Annotated in this window: 18 protein-coding genes and 1 pseudogene; 1 reads left to right on the plus strand and 18 read right to left on the minus strand. The window is 71.3% G+C overall.

The annotated features are described in order from the left end of the window. Positions 1-34: 34 nt before the first annotated feature. The 18 genes and pseudogenes from AB0F62_RS23500 to AB0F62_RS23585 form a co-directional block, all read right to left on the minus strand. Positions 35-1,021, minus strand: a complete 987-nt coding sequence (locus AB0F62_RS23500) for a polyprenyl synthetase family protein (protein ID WP_361802356.1) — start codon at positions 1,019-1,021, stop codon at positions 35-37. Positions 1,022-1,741: 720 nt separating this feature from the next. Beyond that, the gene (locus tag AB0F62_RS23505) at positions 1,742-2,956 is read right to left on the minus strand and encodes an FAD-dependent oxidoreductase (protein WP_361802312.1); all 1,215 of its coding nucleotides are present in this window, start codon (positions 2,954-2,956) and stop codon (positions 1,742-1,744) included. Further along, the gene (locus AB0F62_RS23510; RefSeq protein WP_361802314.1) at positions 2,953-4,089 is read right to left on the minus strand and encodes an ATP-grasp domain-containing protein; all 1,137 of its coding nucleotides are present in this window, start codon (positions 4,087-4,089) and stop codon (positions 2,953-2,955) included. Before AB0F62_RS23510 ends, AB0F62_RS23505 begins: the two co-directional genes overlap by 4 nt. A 419-nt stretch (positions 4,090-4,508) precedes the next feature. After that, positions 4,509-5,568, minus strand: a pseudogene (locus AB0F62_RS23515) (NAD(P)/FAD-dependent oxidoreductase). Between the two features lie 702 nt (positions 5,569-6,270). Next, positions 6,271-7,923 carry an NADH-quinone oxidoreductase subunit NuoN gene (nuoN, locus tag AB0F62_RS23520; RefSeq protein ID WP_361802317.1) on the minus strand — a complete coding sequence of 551 codons (1,653 nt, stop codon included), beginning with the start codon at positions 7,921-7,923 and terminating at the stop codon, positions 6,271-6,273. Further along, positions 7,920-9,515 (minus strand): NADH-quinone oxidoreductase subunit M, encoded by a 1,596-nt coding sequence (locus AB0F62_RS23525; protein WP_361802320.1) that lies wholly within the window; start codon positions 9,513-9,515, stop codon positions 7,920-7,922. Before AB0F62_RS23525 ends, nuoN begins: the two co-directional genes overlap by 4 nt. Then, positions 9,515-11,413, minus strand: coding sequence for an NADH-quinone oxidoreductase subunit L (nuoL, locus tag AB0F62_RS23530; protein WP_361802323.1), 1,899 nt, complete (start codon positions 11,411-11,413; stop codon positions 9,515-9,517). Before nuoL ends, AB0F62_RS23525 begins: the two co-directional genes overlap by 1 nt. 12 nt (positions 11,414-11,425) lie before the next feature. Continuing rightward, positions 11,426-11,725, minus strand: coding sequence for an NADH-quinone oxidoreductase subunit NuoK (nuoK, locus tag AB0F62_RS23535; protein ID WP_018558801.1), 300 nt, complete (start codon positions 11,723-11,725; stop codon positions 11,426-11,428). Then, entirely contained in the window at positions 11,722-12,528 is an 807-nt protein-coding gene (locus AB0F62_RS23540) for an NADH-quinone oxidoreductase subunit J (protein ID WP_361802326.1), read from the minus strand. Before AB0F62_RS23540 ends, nuoK begins: the two co-directional genes overlap by 4 nt. Continuing rightward, positions 12,525-13,178 (minus strand): NADH-quinone oxidoreductase subunit NuoI, encoded by a 654-nt coding sequence (gene nuoI / locus AB0F62_RS23545; protein WP_361802329.1) that lies wholly within the window; start codon positions 13,176-13,178, stop codon positions 12,525-12,527. Before nuoI ends, AB0F62_RS23540 begins: the two co-directional genes overlap by 4 nt. Continuing rightward, positions 13,171-14,493, minus strand: coding sequence for an NADH-quinone oxidoreductase subunit NuoH (gene nuoH, locus AB0F62_RS23550; RefSeq protein WP_361802359.1), 1,323 nt, complete (start codon positions 14,491-14,493; stop codon positions 13,171-13,173). Before nuoH ends, nuoI begins: the two co-directional genes overlap by 8 nt. An 11-nt stretch (positions 14,494-14,504) precedes the next feature. After that, positions 14,505-17,006, minus strand: coding sequence for an NADH-quinone oxidoreductase subunit G (locus tag AB0F62_RS23555; RefSeq protein ID WP_361802332.1), 2,502 nt, complete (start codon positions 17,004-17,006; stop codon positions 14,505-14,507). Then, positions 17,003-18,334 (minus strand): NADH-quinone oxidoreductase subunit NuoF, encoded by a 1,332-nt coding sequence (gene nuoF / locus AB0F62_RS23560; protein WP_361802362.1) that lies wholly within the window; start codon positions 18,332-18,334, stop codon positions 17,003-17,005. Before nuoF ends, AB0F62_RS23555 begins: the two co-directional genes overlap by 4 nt. A gap of 2 nt (positions 18,335-18,336) precedes the next feature. Next, positions 18,337-19,164 carry an NADH-quinone oxidoreductase subunit NuoE gene (gene nuoE, locus AB0F62_RS23565; protein ID WP_361802365.1) on the minus strand — a complete coding sequence of 276 codons (828 nt, stop codon included), beginning with the start codon at positions 19,162-19,164 and terminating at the stop codon, positions 18,337-18,339. A 26-nt stretch (positions 19,165-19,190) separates the two neighbouring features. Further along, positions 19,191-20,525, minus strand: a complete 1,335-nt coding sequence (locus AB0F62_RS23570; protein WP_361802335.1) for an NADH-quinone oxidoreductase subunit D — start codon at positions 20,523-20,525, stop codon at positions 19,191-19,193. Further along, the gene (locus tag AB0F62_RS23575; RefSeq protein ID WP_361802338.1) at positions 20,522-21,259 is read right to left on the minus strand and encodes an NADH-quinone oxidoreductase subunit C; all 738 of its coding nucleotides are present in this window, start codon (positions 21,257-21,259) and stop codon (positions 20,522-20,524) included. Before AB0F62_RS23575 ends, AB0F62_RS23570 begins: the two co-directional genes overlap by 4 nt. After that, a complete protein-coding gene (locus AB0F62_RS23580) occupies positions 21,256-21,810 on the minus strand; it encodes an NADH-quinone oxidoreductase subunit B family protein (protein WP_361802341.1) in 555 nt (184 codons plus the stop codon). Before AB0F62_RS23580 ends, AB0F62_RS23575 begins: the two co-directional genes overlap by 4 nt. Positions 21,811-21,825: 15 nt before the next feature. Then, positions 21,826-22,185 (minus strand): NADH-quinone oxidoreductase subunit A, encoded by a 360-nt coding sequence (locus AB0F62_RS23585; RefSeq protein WP_361802344.1) that lies wholly within the window; start codon positions 22,183-22,185, stop codon positions 21,826-21,828. Positions 22,186-22,740: 555 nt separating this feature from the next. On the opposite strand from AB0F62_RS23585, the gene AB0F62_RS23590 reads away from it, so the two are divergent. Then, entirely contained in the window at positions 22,741-23,523 is a 783-nt protein-coding gene (locus tag AB0F62_RS23590) for a C40 family peptidase (protein ID WP_361802347.1), read from the plus strand. The last annotated feature ends 103 nt before the right edge of the window (positions 23,524-23,626 follow it).

Here is a 23,626-nt window from a genome sequence, read left to right on the forward strand (position 1 = left end):
CCCGGCGGCCTCCCGTGCGGCGCTCAGGCGGCGCTCAGCCCGCGCGGTGCACCACGGCGTCGCAGAGCCCCTCCAGGGCCTGCTTCGACGCGCAGTCCGGAAGCGGCGCCAGCAGGGCCCGCGCCTCGTCCGCGTACCGCACGGTGTCGCGCCGGGCCTGCTCCAGCGCCGGGTGGGCGCGCAGCAGTGCGAGCGCCTCGGCGTGCCGGCGGTCGTCCGTCAGATCGCCGTCCAGCAGTTCGCACAGCCGCCGGTCGTCCGCAGAGGCGAACCCGTTGGCCTTGGCCACGGCCGTACGGAGATGCAGCACCGGCAGGGTCGGCACGCCCTCACGCAGGTCCGTGCCGGGCGTCTTGCCCGACTCGTGCGAGTCGCTGGCGATGTCCAGCACGTCGTCGGCGAGCTGGAACGCGGTGCCGACGCGCTCGCCGTACTGGGTCATGATGTCGATCACCGTCTCGTCGGCGCCGGACATCATCGCGCCGAAACGGCACGAGACGGCGATCAGCGAGCTCGTCTTTCCGGCGATGACTTCCAGGTAGTGGTCGATCGGGTCGCGTCCGTCGCGCGGGCCGACGGTCTCCAGGATCTGCCCGGTGACCAGTCGCTCGAAGGCCTCGGCCTGGATGCGTACGGCCTCCGGCCCGAGGTCGGCCAGTATGTGCGAGGCCTTGGAGAACAGGAAGTCGCCGGTCAGTACGGCAACAGAGTTGTCCCAGCGGGCGTTGGCGCTCGGCACGCCGCGCCGCACCTCGGCCTCGTCCATGACGTCGTCGTGGTACAGCGTCGCCAGGTGCGTCAGTTCCACCACCACGGCCGACGGCACGATGCCCGGCGCGTGCGGGTCACCGAACTGCGCGGCCAGCAGCGCCAGCAGCGGGCGGAACCGCTTGCCGCCGGCGGTCACCAGATGACGGGCCGCCTCTGTGATGAAGGGCACATCGCTCTTGGTGGCCTCCAGGATGCCTGCCTCGACGGCCGACAGCCCGGCCCGGACATCGGCCTCGAGGCCCTCGTCCATTACGCTCAGCCCGAAGGGCCCGACGACGGTCGTCACCTGGGATTCTCCTGTCGCTGAGATCGCTTCCGCGGCTTGTGGCATGGCGCTGCACTACACCGGCAGAGTAACCGGTCGCCTCTCGATCACTGCGAGGGCATGGCCCCCTCAGGCCACTACGCCCGGTTTTGCCCGCGTGTACGGCCGCTCTCTCCCCGGACGCCACCCGCCGGGAACGCCCTCCCCGGCCCCGGACCACCCCCTCCGGTACGCCGCGGAGAGCGCCTCTCCTGTCGCGCCTTCCCCGCCGCCCACGCCCCATGCGTGGCCATCGGTCCGGCTCCACGGGGCACGGTGCGCACGCCAGTTCGCCCCCTGGCCCCGCACGAGATCGGGCTCGCTTCCACCGACCCATTCGGTGAAAGCGAGCCCGATCCCGGGGAATCACCCGCGGACGCGGGTCACGGCAGGCGCGCCACCCACGGAGGGGGGCGTGGCGGCCGGCCGTCTCTACGCGCGGACGGCGACGAGACCGGGACCCCCGACCAACCGGCCCCGCTCCGGACCCCGAACCCCGGCCGTCCCCCCACCCGCGGAGCGCAGACCGGCCGAGGCTCCCGCCCTCCCCGTCCGCAGCCCGCATCGGTGCGCCCGAAGGGCGCGAGACGGCGGCACAGCCGCACACCGGCAGGCCCCCCACGCAGCGCGGGCCCCCAGCCGCCCGAACAACCCGGCCCCTCTCCCCTACCCCCTCCCCCCGTACGCCTTCGTCACCGCCGCCGCCAGCCGGGGCGAGGCCCACTCCGTGCCGCACACGAAGCGCAGTACCGGGCCGAAGGTGGCCGCCGCGGGCAGTCCGGTGAAGTAGATCCCCGGTACGGAGGAGCAGAAGTCGGCGCCCAGCCGGGGCGAGCCGCCGGTACGGGCCAGTTCGGCGCGCAGTTCGGGGCCGAGGAACTCCAGCGCCTCCAGGTCCACGCGGTAGCCCGTGGCGGCCATGACGTGGTCGGCCGAGAACTCGGCAGCGCGGCCGCCGGGTGCGGCGGTGGACAGCACGACCCTGCCGTCCTCGTCGAGGCGGGCGCTGCGCGGCGCGTGGCCCGAGCTGACGGTGACCTTGCCCTCGAAACGCTCGCGCAGCCACCAGGCGCCCAGGGGCCCCAGCACCCGGCGGACGAGGTACAGCCGCAACGGCGCGGGCAGGCCGCGGAAGTACTGGGCGTGGTAACTGAAGGCGTACAGGGACCAGGCCCGCCCGAAGGGCGACTCGGGCCGCAGCCGGGGCTGGCGGTCCGGCGGGGCGCCGAACCCGACGGCGGTCCGGCCGCGGGCCAGTACTCGCACCGTCGCGCCCGCCTCGGCGAGCAGGGCCGCGCTCTCCAGGGCGGACTGCCCGGCGCCTACGACGATCACCTCGCGCCCGGCGAGCCGGCCCAGGTCGGTGTGCTGGGAGCTGTGCGAGACGGGCCCGGCGGCGGACGGCCCGTCAGAGGTGACTCCGCGCAGCTCGCGCGGCGTGTACGCGAAGCCGTGCAGCCCGCTGGCGACGACGACCGCCCGGGCCCGGAACTGCTCGCCGGAGTCCAGCTTGAGCTCGAAACCGCCGCTCGCCGCACGGTCCACGGACACGACCCTGACCTGCTCCAGGTCGGGGACGAGCCGCTCCTGGAACCACCGGCCGTAGCGGACGAAGGTCTCGGCGGGGATCAGGTCCCAGTCGGTGACCAGGGGACGCTCCCCGACGTCGCGGCAGAAGTCGCGCAGGGTGTGGCCGGGGCGGGCCGCGGAGATGTCGGAGGCGGCGGGGGTGGACTTCAGCACCATGCCCGAGGGCATGTTCTCGCGCCAGCTGACCATCGGGTCGCCGAAGGTGCGCACGGGCACGCCTCGTTCGCGCAGGTGCGCGGCGGTGGACAGGCCGTACGGGCCGGCGCCGATCACGGCAACGGGCGTCGTCATGAGTGTTCCCTTCGCATCGCGGTTCGACGTCGTGACCGGTGCATCTGCAGGAGGTGTCGGGCGCCCGGCCGGACGAAGCGGGCGAGCATGGTGACGAACGGTTTGAGGTCGTCGGCCGCCAGCCAGGCCAGTTCGGTGCCGGTGGCGCGGGCGGGCGCGTGCGGGGTCGTGTAGCCGCTGCGGCGGTAGGCGAGGAGCGCGGGGAGGTCGATGTTCTCGACGACGAAGCGGCGGCCCTCCCTCTGCCCGGCGCGGGGGATCTCCCGTCCGGTCAGGTCGAGGTGCTGCGCGCGGACGACGTCGATCCCGGCCGCGGATTCGAAGAGCCGGAACTGTGCGCCCATGCGCGGATTGAAGTCCAGCAGTTTGTAGCGGCCGTCGCGGCGGTCGTAGCGCCAGTCGAGATCCGCGATGCCCTGGAATCCGATGCTCTTGCAGAACTGGGATGCCATTGCGGCGAGTTCCGGATTGTCCACGACATAGGCGCAGGCGGTCATTCCCGCGTGCGGCGGCCAGGAACGCACCTTGACCCCGGTGAACATCACCGGCTCCGTCGCGCCCGCGCCGAAGTAGGCGTGCACGATCCAGTCCTCGGCCTCCTCGCGCGGCAGGTACTCCTGCAGGACCACCCCGGGCCTCGGCCCCCAGCCGCGGGCCAGCTCCAGCAGTTCCTGCGCGTCCTCGATACGCGTGGTGCCGGGCACGGCGGGCGTGCGGCGCCGCTCGAAGGCCTCGCGGTTCTTGGCGACCACCGGAAAGCGGGCGCCCGCCGCGAACTTCTCGACGTCCTCGTAGGAGTCGGGGAAGGCGGCCTGCGGCGACGGCACCCCGTACCGCGCGCACAGTTCGTGCAGGCCCTGCTTGCTGGCCAGGCGCCGGGACAGTCCGGGGTCGTCGGTGCGCGGGAAGAGGAAGAACTCGGTCAGTTCGCCGGCGTGCTCGGCGATGAGCACGGCCGCCTCCTCGTCGGTCGGGATCAGCACCGTGGGGCGGCCGATCCGGCGGCCGATCCGGCGCAGCCCCTCCACCAGGCGTTCCGCCGGCTCCAGTCCGGTGGTCGGCCAGACGAACCGTCCGCGCAGATAGCGGGAGGCGGCGGCGGGCGTACGGCGGTCCTCGGTAACGGCGTACATGGGAACGCCCAGTCTCCCCAGGCTGCGGATCGCCCCCACGCCACCGTGATGCAGCGGATAATGTCCGATCTTCACGATCAGCCCCGGTACGGCAGGGTCGACCGCGAACGCGGATCTCACCACGTAATCCCCCCAATGATCACGGTATTCATCGGCCCCTCCCGACCGTGACCTGAAAGGAAGCTAAGCCCGAATTGACCCCCACTGCAAGACTTTTCCGGACATTGCGAACTCTTTAGACAATCGAGAAGAGTTGTTCACCGAGCCCGAAGTGGCCGAATTCGCCGCGCTGTCGAGGACGGGCCCAGGTCGGAAAGGCGGGCTCGGAAAGCCGGTTGGCTCGATCCCGACGCGGCGGCGTTGGCGGCGGCGGGGCGGCTCCGGTCCGCGGGCCGCCCCGCGCCGCCACCCGCGGGGCCTCAGAACCCGTGGCGGCGGTCTCCGAGGACCCGTGCGCACACCGCAGCCTCGGCGCGCGCGGAGAAGGCCTCCAACGGGGTCGCACGGCGAGCGGCGACCGCGCGGCGGGTCTCGTCGGCGATCAGGTCGGCGTTGATCGCCGTACCCGCGCGCACACCCGCCGCGGCGGCGCCGACGACCTGGTCGAAGAGGCCGGTGGCATTGCCCGCCACCCACACGCCGGGCACATCGGTCGCGCCGGCCGGATCCGCGGCGACGCGGCTGCCGACGGCGTGGCCGCCCGCCTCCTGCTCCTCCGTCCGCAGCCCGAGGCCATCGAGGCCGTCGGTGCGCGCGACCAACCGGGGGGGGTGACGACCAGGGCCCGGACGGGGATGACGCGGCCCCCGTCCAGGACGACCCCGCCGAGCCGGTCGTCCGCCACCTCCAGGCCGGTGACCCTGCCGTCGACCACCGCGACACCCCGGGCGGCCAGTTGCTCGTACCCCTCGTCGGTGGGCTCGGGCCCGGTGTGCAGGAAGAGCGTCACGTCCGCGCTCCACTGCCGCCACAGCAGGGCCGTGTGCACCGCGAGCGGCCCGGTCGCCAGGACGCCGATGGGACGGTCGCGCACCTCCCAGCCGTGGCAGTACGGGCAGTGCAGCACCTCGCGCCCCCGGCGCCCGGCGAGCCCCGGGACGCCGGGGAGCTCGTCGGTCAGGCCCGTCGCCACCAGCAGCCGGGCGGCGCGGAAGGCCGCCCCGTCGGCGAGGACGACCCGGAAGCCCCCGCGGGCCGGCGTTCCGCGGCGGCCACGGAGCCCTCCCGGAAGACGCCCCCGTAGCCGGCGACCTCCGCACGGGCCGCGGCCGGCAGCTCGGCGGGCGGGGTGCCCTCACGGGCCGGGTAGCCGTGGACGCCGGCCGCCGGTGCGTTGCGCGGGCGCCCCGCGTCGATCACCAGGACCGGGCGGCGGGCCCGCGCCAGGGTGAGCGCGCCGCCGAGCCCCGCCGCGCCGCCGCCGATGACCACCACGTCGTAGGCGCCCCCGTCCACCGCGGCCGCCCCCTCGTTCGTCATGCCGTTCGTCATGTCGCGTACCTCCGTTCCGTGGCGATGGTCCGGCCGTTCTCGCGGGTTCGACAAAGCCTCATGCCTAAACGGCAACGAGGGCACCGCCCCGGGAGGCGCACGGCGCCGCCTCGGCGCGGGCCGGCGAGGCAGCGCATTCAGGGCACCCCTTGTCGCGGCCGGCCCGGGCGCACCCGCCGCCGCTCGGGCGGAACCGCGGATGCGGCCGGACGAAGCCGCCCGGCGCGCGCCGCCCACCGGTGACCGACGCGTGCGTCCGAGGCCCGTCAGACGGCACGGACGGACCTTCGCGACGCCCTCCCGGTATCCGGGCGCTCCGCACGCCTGTCGGCGGCTCCTGCCACCCTCCAAGACCCGGGCCCGGGCCCGGGCCCGCGTCGGCGGCCGGGCACGTGCCAGGCACGCGGCAGGGCCGCGACCGGCCCGGAGTGGCCGCGGCCGACCCGCTCGCATCTGGCTCCGCGTGCCGACGCCGTCGCCGAGGCCACCGGCCCCGGCATCCCCACCCCGTCCGGCTTCACCACACCAAACCCCGAGCAGGCCGCAGCCCGGCCCGGCCGCGGGTTTCCGACCCCTTCAGGGCGCGGGGCGAGCGGATGCGCGTACGGCCCGCCCGAGCGCCGACCGGGTCCACACAGCGGCGCGCCCCGCGACCGGAGAACCGGTCGCGGGGCGCGGAGGCCGCCGGGGTCAGCGGACGAAGACACCCGCCTGGCTCGCGAGGTCCAGGAAGTACTGCGGCGCGACGCCCAGCACGAGGGTGACCGCGACACCGAGCGCGATGGCCGTGGACGTCAGCGGCGAGGGCACGGCGACGGAGGGGCCGTCGGCCTTGGGCTCGCTGAAGAACATCAGCACGATGACCCGGATGTAGAAGAAGGCCGCGATGGCGGACGACACCACACCGACGATGACCAGCGGCATCGCACCGCCCTGCGCGGCCGCGCTGAAGACCGCGAACTTCCCGGCGAAGCCCGAGGTCAGCGGGATGCCGGCGAAGGCGAGCAGGAAGACCGCGAAGACCGCTGCCACCAGCGGGGAGCGCCGCCCCAGACCCGCCCAGCGCGACAGGTGCGTGGCCTCCCCGCCGGCGTCGCGCACCAGCGTGACGACCGCGAAGGCGCCCAGCGTCACGAAGGAGTACGCCGCCAGGTAGAAGAGCACCGAGGAGACGCCCTCCGGCGTGGTCGCGATGACACCGGCCAGGATGAAGCCGGCGTGCGCGATCGAGGAGTACGCGAGCAGGCGCTTCACGTCGGTCTGGGTGACCGCCACGATCGCGCCGACCAGCATCGTGAGGATCGCGACGCCCCACAACACCGGCCGCCAGTCCCAGCGCAGTTCCGGCAGGACCACGTAGAGCAGCCGCAGCAGCGCGCCGAAGGCGGCGACCTTGGTGGCCGCGGCCATGAAGCCGGTGACCGGGGTCGGCGCGCCCTCGTAGACGTCCGGCGTCCACATGTGGAACGGCACGGCGCCCACCTTGAACAGCAGCCCCATGCCGACCAGCGCGGCGCCGATCAGCAGCAGCGCGTCGTTGCCCGCCGAGTCGGCCAGCGCCGGGGTGAGCTTGGCGGTGCCGTCGACGACCGAGGCGATGCCCGAGTACGAGACGGTGCCCGCGTAGCCGTACAGCAGGGCGATGCCGAAGAGCAGGAAGGCGGAGGAGAAGGCGCCCAGCAGGAAGTACTTGACCGCCGCCTCCTGCGACATCAGGCGCCGGCGCCGGGCCAGCGCGCAGAGCAGGTAGAGCGGGAGGGAGAAGACCTCCAGGGCGATGAAGAGCGTCAGCAGGTCGTTGGCCGCCGGGAAGATCAGCATGCCGCCGATGGCGAACATCAGCAGCGGGAAGACCTCGGTGGTGGTGAAGCCGGCCTTGACGGCGTCCTTCTCCTGGTCGCTGCCGGGTACGGCGGAGCCCTGCGCGGCGAAGGAGTCGACGTGCCGGCCGTGCGCCTTGGGGTCGAGCCGGCGTTCGGCGAAGGTGAACACCCCGACCAGGCCCACCAGCAGGATCGTGCCCTGCAGGAAGAGGGCCGGGCCGTCGACCGCGACCGCGCCCATGGCGGCGATGTGCGCCTTGGTCGTCGCGTAGCCGCCCGCCGCGAGCGCCACGACCGCGGCGAAGGCGGCGGCCATGCCGACGACCGCGAGGCCGACCTGACCGGTGTAGCGGAAGCGCCGCGGCAGGAAAGCCTCGATGAGGATGCCGAGGATGGCCACACCGAAGACGATCAGGACCGGGGCGAGCTGGGCATACTCGATCTTCGGCGCGGTGATCTTGTCGGCGGCGAGCGGTGCCGCCGTTGTCCACAGGCTGTGGACAGCAACTGTGCTGCTCACTTGGATGCCTCCAGCGCCGGCTTGGGGTCGGTCTTGTGCACGTCGGAGAGCGTCTGCCCGACCGCCGGGTTGACGACGTCGGTCAGCGGCTTCGGGTAGACGCCGAGCAGGAGCAGCAGCGCGATCAGCGGCGCCACGACGGCGAGTTCCCGGACCTTCAGGTCGGGCATGCCCTCGACCCCGGCCTTCACCGGGCCGGTCATCGTCCGCTGGTAGAGGACGAGGACGTACAGCGCGGCGAGGACGATGCCGGCGGTGGCGACGATCCCGACGGCCGGGTAGCGGCTGAACGTCCCGACGAGGACGAGGAACTCGCTGACGAAGGGCGCGAGCCCCGGCAGCGACAGGGTGGCCAGTCCGCCGATCAGGAAGGTGCCGGCCAGCACCGGGGCCACCTTCTGCACCCCGCCATAGGAGGCGATGAGCCGGGAGCCGCGGCGGGAGATCAGGAAGCCCGCGACCAGCATCAGCGCGGCGGTGGAGATGCCGTGGTTGACCATGTACAGCGTCGCGCCGCCCTGGCCCTGGGAGGTCATCGCGAAGATGCCCAGGATGATGAAGCCGAAGTGGGAGATGGACGCGTAGGCCACCAGCCGCTTGATGTCGCGCTGGCCGACGGCGAGCAGGGCGCCGTAGATGATGCTGATCAGCGCCAGCACCAGGATCACCGGCGTCGCCCACTTGCTGGCCTCGGGGAAGAGCTGGAGGCAGAAGCGGAGCATCGCGAAGGTGCCGACCTTGTCGACGACCGCGGTGATCAGCACGGCGACCGGCGCCGTGGCCTCGCCCATGGCGTTGGGCAGCCAGGTGTGCAGCGGGAACAGCGGGGCCTTGACCGCGAACGCGAAGAAGAAGCCCAGGAACAGGGCGCGTTCGGCGGTCTCGGACATCTCGAGCTTGCCGGCCGCCCGGGCCTGGAGGATCTCCTGGAGGGAGAAGGTGCCCTGGCCGAGCTGGTCGGCGGTGACGGCGTAGAGCCCGATGACCGCGGCCAGCATGATGAGCCCGCCGGCCAGGTTGTAGAGCAGGAACTTCACCGCCGCGTAGGACCGCTGGCGGGCCGCCTCCTCCTCGCCGTGCTCGTGGGCACGGTCCCCGAAGCCGCCGATGAGGAAGTACATCGGGATGAGCATGGCCTCGAAGAAGATGTAGAAGAGGAAGACGTCCGTGGCCTCGAAGGAGATGATCACCATCGCCTCGACCAGCAGGATCAACGCGAAGAAGCCCTGGGTGGGCCGCCAGCGGCGGTTGGGGTTCTTCTCCTCCAGAGGGTCGGCGTCGTGCCAGCCCGCCGCGATGATGAACGGGATGAGCAGCGCGGTCAGCCCGATGAGCGCGACGGCGATGCCGTCCACGCCGAGTTCGTACCGGACCCCGAAGTCGGCGATCCAGGCGTGGGACTCGGTGAGCTGGTAGCGGTCGCCGCCCGGGTCGAAGCGGACGAACACGATCGCGGCCAGCACGAGGGTCGCCAGCGAGACGCCCAGGGCCAGCCACTTCGCGGCCCCGCGCCGGCCCGCCGGAACGGCGGCCGTGGCGATCGCACCCAGCGCCGGCAGCCCGGCGGTCAGGGTGAGCAGGGGGACGGACATCAGGCAACACCCCTCATCAGCAGCGTCGCGGCGACCAGCACCGCGGTGCCCGCCAGCATCGACACGGCGTAGCTGCGCACATAACCGTTCTGGAGACGGCGCATCCGGCCGGAGAGGCCGCCGACGGCGGCCGCGGTGCCGTTGACGGCGCCGTCCACGCCCTTGTGGTCCAGGTAGACCAGGCCGCGGGTGAGGTACTCGCCGGGCAGCACCAGGGCGACGTGGTTGAAGTCGTCCTGGAGCAGGTCGCGCCGGGCGGCGCGGGTGAGCAGGCTGCCGCGCGGGGCGACCACCGGGACCGGGCGGCGTCCGTACATGGCCCAGGCCAGGCCCACGCCGAGCACCATCACCAGCATCGTGGCGCCGGTGACGGCCGCGGCACCCATCGGCGGGTGGGCCTCCTCGAAGCTGGTGACCGGCTCCAGCCACTTCACGAAGGCCTCGTTCCAGCTGAACAGGAAGCCGGCGAAGACCGAGCCGAAGGCCAGGACGACCATGGGGATCGTCATCGACTTCGGGGACTCGTGCGGGTGCGGCTCGTGGCCCTCGGCGTCCGGCTCCCAGCGCTTCTCGCCGAAGAAGGTCATCAGCATCACGCGGGTCATGTAGAACGCGGTGATCCCCGCGCCCAGCAGGGCCGCGCCGCCGAGGATCCAGCCCTCGGTGCCGCCCTTGGCGAAGGCGGCCTCGATGATCTTGTCCTTGGAGAAGAAGCCGGACAGGCCGGGGAAGCCGATGATCGCGAGGTAGCCGAGCCCGAAGGTGACGAAGGTGACCGGCATGTACTTCCGCAGGCCCCCGTACTTCCGCATGTCCACCTCGTCGTTCATGCCGTGCATGACCGATCCGGCGCCGAGGAAGAGCCCGGCCTTGAAGAAGCCGTGGGTGACCAGGTGCATGATCGCGAAGACGTAGCCGATCGGGCCGAGGCCCGCGGCCATCACCATGTAGCCGATCTGCGACATCGTCGAGCCGGCCAGCGCCTTCTTGATGTCGTCCTTCGCGCAACCGACGATCGCACCGAAGAGGAGGGTGACCGCGCCGACCGTCACCACGGCCACCTGGGCGGTGGGCGCGGCGTCGAAGATCGCGCCGGAACGGGTGATCAGGTAGACGCCCGCCGTCACCATCGTCGCCGCGTGGATCAGGGCCGAGACCGGGGTCGGGCCCTCCATCGCGTCGCCGAGCCAGGACTGCAGCGGGACCTGGGCCGACTTGCCGCAGGCGGCGAGCAGCAGCATCAGGCCGATGCCGGTCAGGACGCCCTCGCTCGCCCCGTCCACCGCGCCGAGGACCGGCCCGAAGGTGAAGGTGCCGAAGGTGGTGAACATCAGCATGATCGCGATCGACAGGCCGACGTCGCCGACGCGGTTGACGATGAAGGCCTTCTTGGCCGCGGTCGCGGCGCTGGGCTTGTGCTGCCAGAAGCCGATCAGCAGGTACGAGGCGAGGCCCACGCCCTCCCAGCCGACGTACAGCAGCAGGTAGTTGTCGGCGAGGACCAGCAGGAGCATCGCCGCGAGGAAGAGGTTGAGGTAGCCGAAGAAGCGGCGGCGCCGCTCGTCGTGCTCCATGTAGCCGATCGAGTAGATGTGGATGAGCGTGCCCACACCGGTGATCAGCAGGGCGAAGGTCATCGACAGCTGGTCGAGCTGGAACGCCACGTCCGCGTGGAAGCCGCCCACCGAGATCCAGGTGAAGGCGGTCGAGTGCAGCGCGCGGTCCTCGCCGCTGCGGCCGAGCATGTCGAAGAAGAGCACCGCCGCGACGACGAAGGACGACCCCGCGAGCACGGTGCCGATCCAGTGGCCCGTACGGTCCAGCCTCCGTCCGCCGGTGAGCAGCACACCGGCGCCCAGCAGCGGCAGGAGGACGAGCCATCCGATCAAGTAGTCCACTGTCGCTACCCCTTAGAGCTTCATCAGGCTGGCGTCGTCGACCGAGGCCGAGTGGCGGGAGCGGAAGATCGTCACGATGATCGCCAGGCCCACGACGACCTCCGCGGCGGCGACGACCATCGTGAAGAAGGCGATGATCTGGCCGTCGAGGTTGCCGTGCATGCGGGAGAAGGTGACGAACGCCAGGTTGGCGGCGTTCAGCATCAGCTCGACGCACATGAAGACGATGATCGCGTTGCGCCGGATCAGCACCCCGGCCGCGCCGATGGTGAACAGCAGCGCCGACAGGTACAGGTAGTTGACCGGATTCACTTCGACGCCTCCTCGGAGCGCTGTTCCAGCTCGGCGACCTTGGCGACCGCCTCCGCGGACACGTCCCGGAACTGGCCGCGGCCGCGCAGCGTCGGGCTGACGCTGAGCTCCGAGACCGTGCCGTCCGGCAGCAGGCCGGGGACGTCGACCGCGTTGTTGCGGGCGTAGACGCCGGGCGCGGGGAGCGGGGTGAGCTGCTTGCCCTCGCGCACGCGCCGCTCGGCGAGTTCGCGCTGGGTGGCGCGGGCCTCGGTGCGCTCGCGGTGGGTGAGGACCATCGCACCGACGGCGGCGGTGATCAGCAGCGCGCCGGTGATCTCGAAGGCCCACACGTACTTGGTGAAGATCAGGGAGGCCAGTCCCTCGACGTTGCCGCCGGCGTTGGCCCGGCCGATCCCCTCGAAGTTCTTGATCGACGCGTTGGCGATGCCGGCGATGAGCAGGACCCCGAAGCCGATGCCGGCTCCGGCGGCGAGCCAGCGCTGTCCCTTCAGCGTCTCCTTCAGCGAGTCGGCGGCGGTGATGCCGACCAGCATGACGACGAAGAGGAAGAGCATCATGATCGCGCCGGTGTAGACGACGATCTGGACGACGCCGAGGAAGTACGCGCCCTGGGCGAGATAGAAGACCGCCAGGACGATCATCGTCCCGGCGAGCGACAGCGCGCTGTGCACGGCCTTCTTCATGAGCACGGTCGCGAGCGCGCCGAGCACCGCGACGGTGCCCAGCACCCAGAACTGGACCGCCTCCCCGGTGGAGGTGGTGTAAGCGGCCAGCGTCGTCAGCGTGGTCACGCCGTTCATGCCTCGCCTCCCGTTCCCGCCGGAGCGGTACCGCCGGCCGCGGGAACCTCGGCGGCCCGGCCGTCCCGGTCGTCCTCGCCCCGGACCGTCTCGTCGGGCTTCTCGCCCTTGGAGACCGCGACCTGACGCTCGGTGCCGGGAGCCGCGTGCGTCACCGCGCCGCGGTAGTAGTCGCCCTCGTCCATGCCGGGGAAGATCGCGTGCGGGGAGTCGACCATGCCCTCCTCCAGGCCCGCGAGCAGCTGCTCCTTGGTGAAGATCAGCGACTCGCGGCTGCTGTCGGCGAGCTCGTACTCGTTGGTCATCGTCAGCGCCCGGGTCGGGCAGGCCTCGATGCACAGACCGCACAGGATGCAGCGGGCGTAGTTGATCTGGTAGACGCGGCCGTAGCGCTCACCCGGCGAGTAGCGCTCCTCGTCGGTGTTGTCGGCGCCCTCGACATAGATGGCGTCGGCGGGGCAGGCCCAGGCGCACAGCTCGCAGCCGACGCACTTCTCCAGCCCGTCCGGGTGCCGGTTGAGCTGGTGGCGGCCGTGGAACCGCGGCGCCGTGGGCTTCTTCTCCTCGGGGTACTGCTCGGTCAGCCGCTTCTTGAACATGGCCTTGAAGGTCACGCCGAAGCCCGCGACCGGGCCCAGGAACTCAGGCATCGTCGGCCTCCTTGCCTACGAGTTGACGCTCCGCGCGGGACGGCCGCCGCGGGACGGGCGGCAGCTCCTGGCCGGGCAGCGGCGGCACGGGGTACCCGCCCGCCATGGGGTCGAACGGCTCCTGCGGCCCGGCCTGTTCGGCCGCCTCCTTCGCCTTCTCGCCGCGGTCGCGGAAGACGTCGAAGACCAGCGAGACCAGCAGCAGCAGGACGACGCCCCCGCCGACGTAGAGCACGATCGACTGGAAGTCGTAGTTCTCGTTGCGCAGCGCCCGGACGGTGGCGACCAGCATCAGCCACACCATCGAGACCGGGATCAGGACCTTCCAGCCCAGCTTCATCAGCTGGTCGTAGCGGACACGGGGCAGCGTGCCGCGGAGCCAGATGAAGAGGAAGAGCAGCAACTGCACCTTGACCACGAACCACAGCAGCGGCCACCAGCCGTGGTTGGCGCCCTCCCAGAAGGTGCTGATCGGCCACGGTGCCCGCCAGCCGCCCAGGAAGAGGGTGGTCGCCACCGCCGAGACGGTCACCATGTTCACGTACTCGGCGAGCATGAAGAGCGCGAACTTGATCGACGAGTACTCGGTGTTGAAGCCGCCGACCAGGTCGCCCTCGGACTCGGGCATGTCGAAGGGGGCGCGGTTGGTCTCGCCGACCATCGTGCCGATGTAGATGATGAAGGAGACCGGCAGCAGCAGGATGTACCAGCGGTCCTGCTGCTGCGCGACGATCTGCGAGGTCGACATCGAGCCGGAGTAGAGGAAGACCGACGCGAAGGCGACGCCCATCGCGATCTCGTACGAGATCATCTGCGCGCAGGAGCGCAGTCCGCCGAGGAGCGGGTAGGTCGAGCCGGACGACCAGCCGGCCAGCACGATGCCGTAGATGCCGACCGACGCGGTGGCCAGGATGTAGAGGATGCCGATCGGCAGGTCGGTGAGCTGCATCGGCGTGCGGTGGCCGAAGATCGAGATCTCGTTGTCCGCCGGACCGAAGGGGATCACCGCGATCGCCATGAAGGCCGGGATGGCCGCCACGATCGGGGCCAGCACGTACACCACCGTGTCGGCCTTCTTGACGATCAGGTCTTCCTTGAGCATCAGCTTGATGCCGTCGGCGAGCGACTGGAGCATGCCCCAGGGGCCGTGCCGGTTGGGGCCGATGCGCAGCTGCATCCACGCGACGACCTTGCGCTCCCACACGATGGAGAAGAGCACGGTCAGCATCAGGAAGGCGAAGCAGAAGACCGCCTTGATGGCGACCAGCCACCACGGGTCCCGCCCGAACATGGACAGGTCCTCGGCGGCGAGCATCGTCAGTCCCGTCACGGGGTCACCTCCGGTGCGGCAGCGGCGTCCACGGCGGCCGGGGCGATCCGGACGACCTGGCCGGGCAGGGCGCCCGTGTCCGAGGCGACTCCCCCGCCGACCGAGTTGAGGGGCACCCACACGACCCGGTCGGCCATCGCCGTCACCTGCAGCGGCAGCCGGACCGAGCCCAGCGGGCCGGTCACGTCGACCGGCTCGCCGTCGGCGACGCCGATCTCCCGCGCGGTGGCCGCCGACAGGCGGGCGACCGCCGGGTGGCGGGTGCCGGCGAGGGCGTCGTCGCCCTGCTGCAGCAGCCCCTGGTCGAGCAGCAGCCGGTGGCCCGCGAGGACCGCCTCGCCGCTGCCCGGCTTCGGCAGCGCCCGGCCGGTCTCCTCCGGGGCCGCGGCGCGCGGGCCCTCGTAGGGGGCGAGCCGGGACAGCTCGGCGCGGGCGGCGCGGACGTCGGCCAGACCGAGGGAGACGTCCATCGCGTCGGCGAGCATGGTCAGCACCCTGGCGTCCGGGTACTGGTGGCGCTGGACCTGCTGGCCCGGCTTGATCGCGGCCTCGAAGAGCCGGACTCGTCCTTCCCAGTTGAGGAAGGTGCCGGCCTTCTCGGCGACCGCGGCGACCGGCAGGACGACGTCGGCGCGGTCGGTGACCTCGCCGGGCCGCTGCTCCAGGCTGACCACGAAGCCCGCCGCGTCCAGGGCCTCACGGGCCTTGGCCGGGTCGGGCAGGTCGGCCGGCTCGACGCCGCCGACCAGCAACGCGCCGAGCTCGCCGCTCGCCGCCGCCTCCAGGATGCGGCCGGTGTCGCGGCCGTGCCGGGACGGGAGCGTGGTCACGCCCCACACCCCGGCGACCTCGTCACGGGCGAGCGGGTCGGTGACCTGACGGCCGCCGGGCAGCAGCCCGGGCAGGGCGCCCGCCTCGACCGCGCCGCGCTCGCCCGCCCGGCGCGGGATCCACGCCGGCCGGGCGCCGGTCGCCTGCGCGAAGCGGATCACCGCGGTCAGGGCGCCGGGGACGGCGGCCAGCCGTTCACCGACCAGCACGACCGCGCCCTCGGCGCGCAGCGCCTCGTGGGCGGCGAGGCCGTTCCCGTCCAGACCGACGCCACTGGCCAGGGCGTCCAGCCACTCGGTCTCGGTGCCGGGCGCGGCCGGCAGCAGCGTGCCGCCCGCCTTCTCCAGTCCCCAGGTGGCGAACGGAGCCAGCGCGAAGGTGCGCTGCTTGTGCTTGCGCCAGGCCTTGCGCAGTCGCAGGAAGACGCCGGGCGCCTCCTCCTCGGCCTCCAGCCCGGCCAGCAGGACGGCGGGGGCCCGCTCCAGCAGGGCGTAGGTGACGCCGTCGCCGGACAGGTCCCGGCCGCGACCGGCCACGGCGGCCGCCAGGAAGTCGGCCTCCTCCGCGGAGTGGGCGCGGGCCCGGAAGTCGACGTCGTTGGTGTCGAGGACGACGCGGGCGAACTTCGCGTAGGCGTACGCGTCCTCGACGGTGAGCCGGCCACCGGTCAGCACGCCCGTGCGGCCGCGGGCCGCCGCGAGACCGCGGGCCGCGGCCTCCAGGGCCTCGGGCCAGCTCGCGGGCTCCAGTTCACCGCTGTCGGCGTTGCGCACCAGCGGGGTGGTGAGCCGCTCGGGGCGCTGCGCGTAGCGGAAGCCGAAGCGGCCCTTGTCGCAGATCCACTCCTCGTTGACCTCGGGGTCGTCCTGCGCGAGCCGGCGCATGACCTTGCCGCGCCGGTGGTCGGTACGGGTGGCGCAGCCGCCCGCGCAGTGCTCGCAGACGCTCGGCGAGGAGACCAGGTCGAACGGGCGGGAGCGGAAGCGGTAGGCGGCCGAGGTCAGGGCGCCGACCGGGCAGATCTGGATGGTGTTGCCGGAGAAGTAGGACTGGAAGGGGTCGCCCTCGCCGGTGCCGACCTGCTGCAGCGCGCCGCGCTCCAGCAGCTCGATCATCGGGTCGCCCGCGATCTGGTTCGAGAAGCGGGTGCAGCGGGCGCACAGTACGCAGCGCTCGCGGTCCAGCAGCACCTGGGTGGAGATCGGGACCGGCTTCTCGTAGGTCCGCTTGCGGCCCTCGAAGCGGGTGTCGGCCTGTCCGGCGGACATCGCCTGGTTCTGCAGCGGGCACTCGCCGCCCTTGTCGCAGACGGGGCAGTCCAGCGGGTGGTTGATGAGCAGCAGCTCCATCACCCCTCGCTGGGCCTTCTCCGCGACGTCGGAGGTGAGTTGCGTCCTGACGACCATCCCGTCGGTGCAGGTGATGGTGCAGGACGCCATCGGCTTGCGCTGGCCCTCGACCTCGACGATGCACTGGCGGCAGGCGCCCGCGGGGTCGAGGAGGGGGTGGTCGCAGAAGCGCGGGATCTCGATGCCGATCAGTTCGGCGGCACGGATCACCAGGGTGCCCTTGGGCACGGAGATCTCGACGCCGTCGATGCTGACGGACACCAGGTCCTCGGGCGGCACCGCCGCCTCACCGGAGGCGGCGTTGGTCGTGACGGTCACGCGTTCACCTCCAGGTGAGACTTGTCGGCCCAGACCGTGGACTTGGACGGGTCGAAGGGGCAGCCGCGGCCCTCCAGGTGCTCCACGTACTCGTCGCGGAAGTACTGGAGGGAGGAGAAGATCGGGCTGGCCGCTCCGTCGCCGAGGGCGCAGAAGGACTTGCCGTTGATGTTGTCGGCGATGTCGGCGAGCTTGTCGAGGTCCGCCAGGGTGCCCTTTCCGCCCTCGATGTCGCGCAGCAACTGGACGAGCCAGTACGTGCCCTCGCGGCAGGGGGTGCACTTGCCGCAGGACTCGTGGGCGTAGAACTCGGTCCAGCGGGTGACGGCCCGCACCACGCAGGTCGTCTCGTCGAAGCACTGCAGCGCCTTGGTGCCGAGCATGGAGCCGGCGGCACCGACGCCCTCGTAGTCCAGCGGGACGTCGAGGTGCTCGTCGGTGAACATCGGGGTCGAGGAGCCCCCCGGAGTCCAGAACTTGAGCTTGTGGCCGGGCCGCATCCCGCCGCTGAGGCTGAGCAGCTGGCGCAGCGTGACACCGAGCGGGGCCTCGTACTGGCCGGGGTTGGCGACATGGCCGCTGAGCGAGTAGAGCGTGAAGCCCGGGGACTTCTCGGTCCCCATGGAGCGGAACCACTCCTTGCCCTTGTGCAGGATCGACGGCACCGAGGCGATGGACTCCACGTTGTTCACGACGGTCGGGCACGCGTACAGGCCCTCGACCGCCGGGAAGGGCGGGCGCAGCCGGGGCTGGCCGCGGCGTCCCTCGAGGGAGTCGAGCAGCGCGGTCTCCTCGCCGCAGATGTACGCGCCCGCGCCGGCGTGCACGGTCAGCTCCAGGTCGAAGCCGGTGCCCAGGATGTTCTTGCCGAGCAGGCCGGCCTCGTACGCCTCGGCCACCGCGTGGTGCAGCCGCCGCAGCACGGGGACGACCTCACCGCGCAGGTAGATGAAGGCGTGCCGGGAGCGGATCGCGTGGCAGGCGATCGCCATGCCCTCGATCAGCGAGTGCGGGTTGGCGAAGAGCAGCGGGATGTCCTTGCAGGTCCCGGGCTCCGACTCGTCCGCGTTGACGACGAGGTAGTGCGGCTTGCCGTCGCCCTGCGGGATGAACTGCCACTTCATCCCGGTGGGGAAGCCGGCGCCGCCGCGGCCGCGCAGGCCCGACTCCTTGACCAGGGCGATCACGTCGTCCGGGGGCATGGCGAGCGCCTTGCGCAGGCCCTCGTAGCCCTCGTGCCGGCGGTACGTCTTGAGCGTCCAGGACTGCGGGTCGTCCCAGAAGGCCGAGAGAACGGGCGACAGCACCTTCTCCGCCGAGTCGACCATGGTCACCGCTCCTCCTCGCCTTCCGTCGGGCGCTCCTGCGTGACCGGGCCCGCCGGGTGCTCCGGGTCCGAGACCGCGGAGTCCAGTGGGGCGTCGTGGGAGCTGGGGTGAGCCGCGGGCTTCTCGTCCTGCGGCGGGGCGGAGGGCTGGCGGGGCACGCCCGCGCCGGTGCCCGGGAGGGACTCGCCGCGGGCGAGCCGCAGGCCCGCCAGCGAGGCGGGGCCGGCGCCGCCGCTCGCCTCGACGGCGCCGGGGCGCTCGTCGGGGAACCCGGCGAGGATCCGGGACGTCTCCTTGTACGAGCAGAGGGGAGCGCCGCGGGTGGGCTCGACGGTGCGGCCGGCGCGGAGCTCGTCGACGAGCCGCTTGGCCGACTCGGGGTCCTGGTTGTCGAAGAACTCCCAGTTGACCATCACCACGGGGGCGAAGTCGCACGCCGCGTTGCACTCGATGTGCTCCAGCGTGACCTTGCCGTCCTCGGTCGTCTCGCCGTTCTCCACGCCGAGGTGGCGCTTCAGCTCGTCGAAGATCGCGTCGCCGCCCATGACCGCGCACAGGGTGTTGGTGCAGACCCCCACCTGGTACTCGCCGGACGGCTTGCGCCGGTACATCGAGTAGAAGGTGGACACCGCGGTGACCTCGGCCGTGGTCAGCCCCAGCTGCTCGGCGCAGAAGCGCACGCCGGTGCGGGAGACGTAGCCCTCCTCCGCCTGCACCAGGTGCAGCAGCGGCAGCAGCGCGCTGCGGCTGTCGGGGTAGCGGCCGATGACGACCGCCGCGTCCGCGTCCAGGCGTTGCCGCACGTCGGCCGGGTAGTCCGGCGCGGGCATCGCGGGGATGCCGAGTGATACCTCTGTCACCGGTCGACGCCTCCCATCACGGGGTCGATGGACGCCACCGCGACGATGACGTCGGCGACCTGGCCGCCCTCGCACATCGCCGCCATGGTCTGCAGGTTGGTGAAGGACGGGTCGCGGAAGTGGACGCGGAAGGGGCGGGTGCCCCCGTCGCTGACCACGTGGACGCCGAGTTCGCCCTTGGACGACTCGACCGCGACGTACGCCTGGCCGGCCGGGACCCGGAAGCCCTCGGTCACCAGCTTGAAGTGGTGGATCAGGGCCTCCATGGAGGTGCCCATGATCTTCTTGATGTGGTCGAGCGAGTTGCCGAGCCCGTCCGGGCCGAGCGCGAGCTGCGCGGGCCAGGCGATCTTCTTGTCGGCGACCATGACCGGGCCGGGCTGCAGCCGGTCCAGGCACTGCTCGACGATGTCCAGCGACTGCCGCATCTCCTCCAGGCGGAGCAGGAACCGCCCGTAGGAGTCGCAGGTGTCGACGGTCGGGACCTCGAACTCGTAGTTCTCGTAACCGCAGTACGGCTGGGACTTGCGCAGGTCGTGCGGCAGGCCGGCGGAGCGCAGGATCGGGCCGGTGGCACCGAGCGCCATGCAGCCGGCCAGGTCCAGGTAGCCCACGTCCTGCATGCGGGCCTTGAAGATCGGGTTGCCGGTCGCGAGCTTGTCGTACTCGGGGAGGTTCTTGCGGAACTTCTTCACGAACTCGCGGACCTGGTCCACGGCGCCGGGCGGCAGGTCCTGGGCGAGGCCGCCGGGACGGATGTACGCGTGGTTCATCCGCAGGCCGGTGATCAGCTCGTAGATGTCCAGGATCATCTCGCGGTCGCGGAACCCGTAGATCATGATCGTGGTGGCGCCGAGCTCCATGCCGCCGGTCGCGATCGCCACCAGGTGCGAGGAGATCCGGTTGAGCTCCATCAGCATCACGCGGATGACGGAGGCCCGGTCCGGCACCGCGTCGGTGATGCCGAGCAGCTTCTCCACCGCCAGGCAGTACGCCGTCTCGTTGAAGAACGGCGTGAGGTAGTCCATGCGCGTCACGAACGTGGACCCCTGGGTCCAGGTCCGGAACTCCATGTTCTTCTCGATGCCGGTGTGGAGGTAGCCGATGCCGCAGCGGGCCTCGGTGACCGTCTCGCCGTCGATCTCCAGGATCAGCCGGAGCACGCCGTGGGTGGACGGGTGCTGCGGGCCCATGTTGACGACGATGCGCTCGTCGTCGGCCTTGCCGACGGTCTCGGACAGTTCGTCCCAGTCGCCGCCGGTGACCGTGAAGACCCGGCCCTCGGTGGTCTCCCGCTCCGATGCCTGCTGGGGTGCGTGGTGAGTGCTCACGAGTACGACCTCCGCTGGTCCGGAGCCGGGATCTGGGCGCCCTTGTATTCGACGGGGATGCCGCCGAGGGGGTAGTCCTTGCGCTGCGGGTGGCCCTGCCAGTCGTCCGGCATCATGATCCGCATCAGCGCGGGGTGGCCGTCGAAGACGATCCCGAAGAAGTCGTAGGTCTCCCGCTCGTGCCAGTCGTTGGTCGGGTAGACCTCGACGAGCGACGGGATGTGCCGGTCCGCGTCGGAGACGCTCACCTCCAGCCGGATCAGCCGGTTGTGGGTGATCGAGCGCAGGTGGTAGACGGCGTGCAGCTCGCGGCCCTTGTCCTCGGGGAAGTGGACCCCGCTCACGCCCGTGCACAGCTCGAAGCGCAGCGCCGGGTCGTCGCGCAGCGTCCTGGCGACCCGGGGCAGGTGCTCGCCGGCGATGTGGAAGGTGATCTCGCCGCGGTCCACGACGACCTTCTCGATCGCGTTGTCCGGGACGAGTCCCTGCTCCTCCAGGGCGCCCTCCAGCTCGTCGGCGACCTCGTCGAACCAGCCGCCGTACGGACGGTTCGCCGCGCCCGGGAGCCGCACGGTGCGCACCAGACCGCCGTAGCCGGAGGTGTCGCCGCCGTTGCGGGCACCGAACATGCCGCGCTGGACTCGGATCGCCTCGCCGTGGTCGCCGCGCTGGCCGGGCAGGTTGGCCGCGTTGACGTCCTTGTCCGGGTTCGGGGTGTCCGGGGAATCCGTCATCGGAGGAGCCCCTTCATCTCAATGGTCGGCAGCGCCTTCAGCGCCGCCTCCTCCGCCTCGCGCGCGGCCTCTTCGCGGTTCACGCCGAGCTTGCTGTGCTGGATCTTCTGGTGGAGCTTGAGGATGGCGTCCATCAGCATTTCGGGACGGGGCGGACATCCGGGGAGATAAATGTCAACAGGCACCACATGGTCAACACCCTGCACAATTGCGTAGTTGTTGAACATCCCGCCGCTCGATGCGCAGACCCCCATCGAGATCACCCACTTGGGGTTCGGCATCTGGTCGTAGACCTGGCGCAGGACGGGCGCCATCTTCTGGCTCACCCGGCCGGCCACGATCATCAGGTCCGCCTGGCGCGGGGACCCGCGGAAGACCTCCATGCCGAAGCGGGCCAGGTCGTACCGCCCGGCCCCGGTCGTCATCATCTCGATGGCGCAGCAGGCGAGGCCGAACGTGGCCGGGAAGACCGAGGCCTTCCGCACCCAGCCGGCCGCCGTCTCCACCGAGGTGAGCAGGAATCCGCTCGGCAGCTTCTCTTCAATACCCATGGCTATTCTCCGCCCCTAGTCCCATTCCAGGCCGCCACGACGCCATACGTAGGCGTAGGCGACGAAGACGGTGAGCACGAAGAGGAGCATCTCCACGAGCCCGAAGATCCCCAGGGCGTCGAAGGTGACGGCCCAGGGATAGAGGAAGACGATCTCGATGTCGAAGACGATGAAGAGCATCGCCGTCAGGTAGTACTTGATCGGGAAACGGCCACCCCCGGCCGGCTGCGGAGTCGGCTCGATGCCGCACTCATACGCCTCCAACTTGGCCCGGTTGTACCGTTTTGGGCCGATGATGGAGGCCATGAAAACGGAGAAGATCGCGAAGCCGGCCGCGAGGCCGCCCAGCACGAGGATGGGCGCGTAGGCATTCACGTCCCCGCTCCTTCCAGTCGACGATGACTGATGACGGACCGTGCCTGGGAATGTGCCCTACGCCACCTAGATCCTCTCTATGTGAGGCAGTTCACAAGCCCGGGCTGCCCGCATCCTATGCCTCCTGGTCTGTGATCTGCGACACGGGGTTCACTCTGGGCTTTGTGATCTCTGCCACCCGGCGAACGATCATGAACGGGGATGAGCAGTGATCTTCTCACTCAGGAATCTCAAACGATCACCAGAAGTCACATTTTCCTGTGTTTCCGCTGGTGGAAGGGGGTGTCGCGTTATCAGGAGCCGAGAGCTCAAGGCAAATTGGAGCTGGACCGGAGGCCGTGATAGCGCCACGCCACTCGTGCGGGTGGGCCGCGGAACGTCGTGCTGACAGCGGCCGGAGGCACGTGAACGCGTGCACGAGGATTTGGAATTGGATGTCCCGATAGTCCCGAATAAGGAAGATCGAAAAGGGGACAATACCACTGCCTCAGAGCCAACTGTGGCGCATCACACTTTTGTTGAACGGAACCGACCTGGCCTGATACCCAAGTCTTCATGTCCCTTCAGACCTCGCATATACGCCGCCGGCGACGCGCCTCGCAGAGCCCCAACTGGGTGCGCCGCGCAGGAGTCGCCGGCGGCGTCATCGGAACGCTCGCCCTGACCGGAATGTCGTCTTCGGCGAACGCCGAGCCCTCGGCCGCCGACCCGGCGACCACGGGGAGCATCCCCGTCATCCCCGCCCTCTCCACCACCGTCACCGCCGCGGAGGCCGCTGACGCCATCGACGAGACCGTCGTCGAGCAGCAGCTGGACGCCGCCCGCGCGGAGGCGCGCACCGAGGCCATGAAGGCCGCCCAGAAGAAGAAGGCCGCCGCCGACGCGCGCGACCGCGCCGCGGCCAAGGCCGCCAAGGCACGCGAGACCGCGACCGCGTCGCGCTCCGCCGGGCGTACCGCACTGGCCCCCTCCTCCAGCGCGACGGGCAGCGTCGCCTCCGTCATAGGCTTCCTGAAGGCCCAGGTCGGCAAGCCGTACGTCTACGGCGCCACGGGCCCCAGCGCATACGACTGCTCCGGTCTCACCCAGGCCGCCTTCCGCACCATCGGCGTCGAGCTCCCGCGCACCTCGCAGGCGCAGTCGACCTTCGGCACCCAGATCTCCGTGAGCGCGGTCCAGCCGGGCGACCTCGTCTTCTGGGGCGGTGTCGGCTCCGCCTACCACGTGGCCGTCTACATCGGCGGCGGGCAGTACCTGGACGCGGCGAACCCCAGCAAGGGCGTCGTCATCCAGCAGATGTCCAACTACATGCCGACGTCCGCCGTTCGCGTGCTCTGATCACGCGCCCCCGTCCCCACGGAGGCCGCCGGCCCGCACCGGGCCGGCGAAGTTCTTGTGCCGGCTCAGCTCGTGCAGGATGTCCGAGGCGGGGGTGATCGGG

Source organism: Streptomyces sp. NPDC026673, assembly GCF_040638135.1.
Lineage (GTDB): Bacteria > Actinomycetota > Actinomycetes > Streptomycetales > Streptomycetaceae > Actinacidiphila.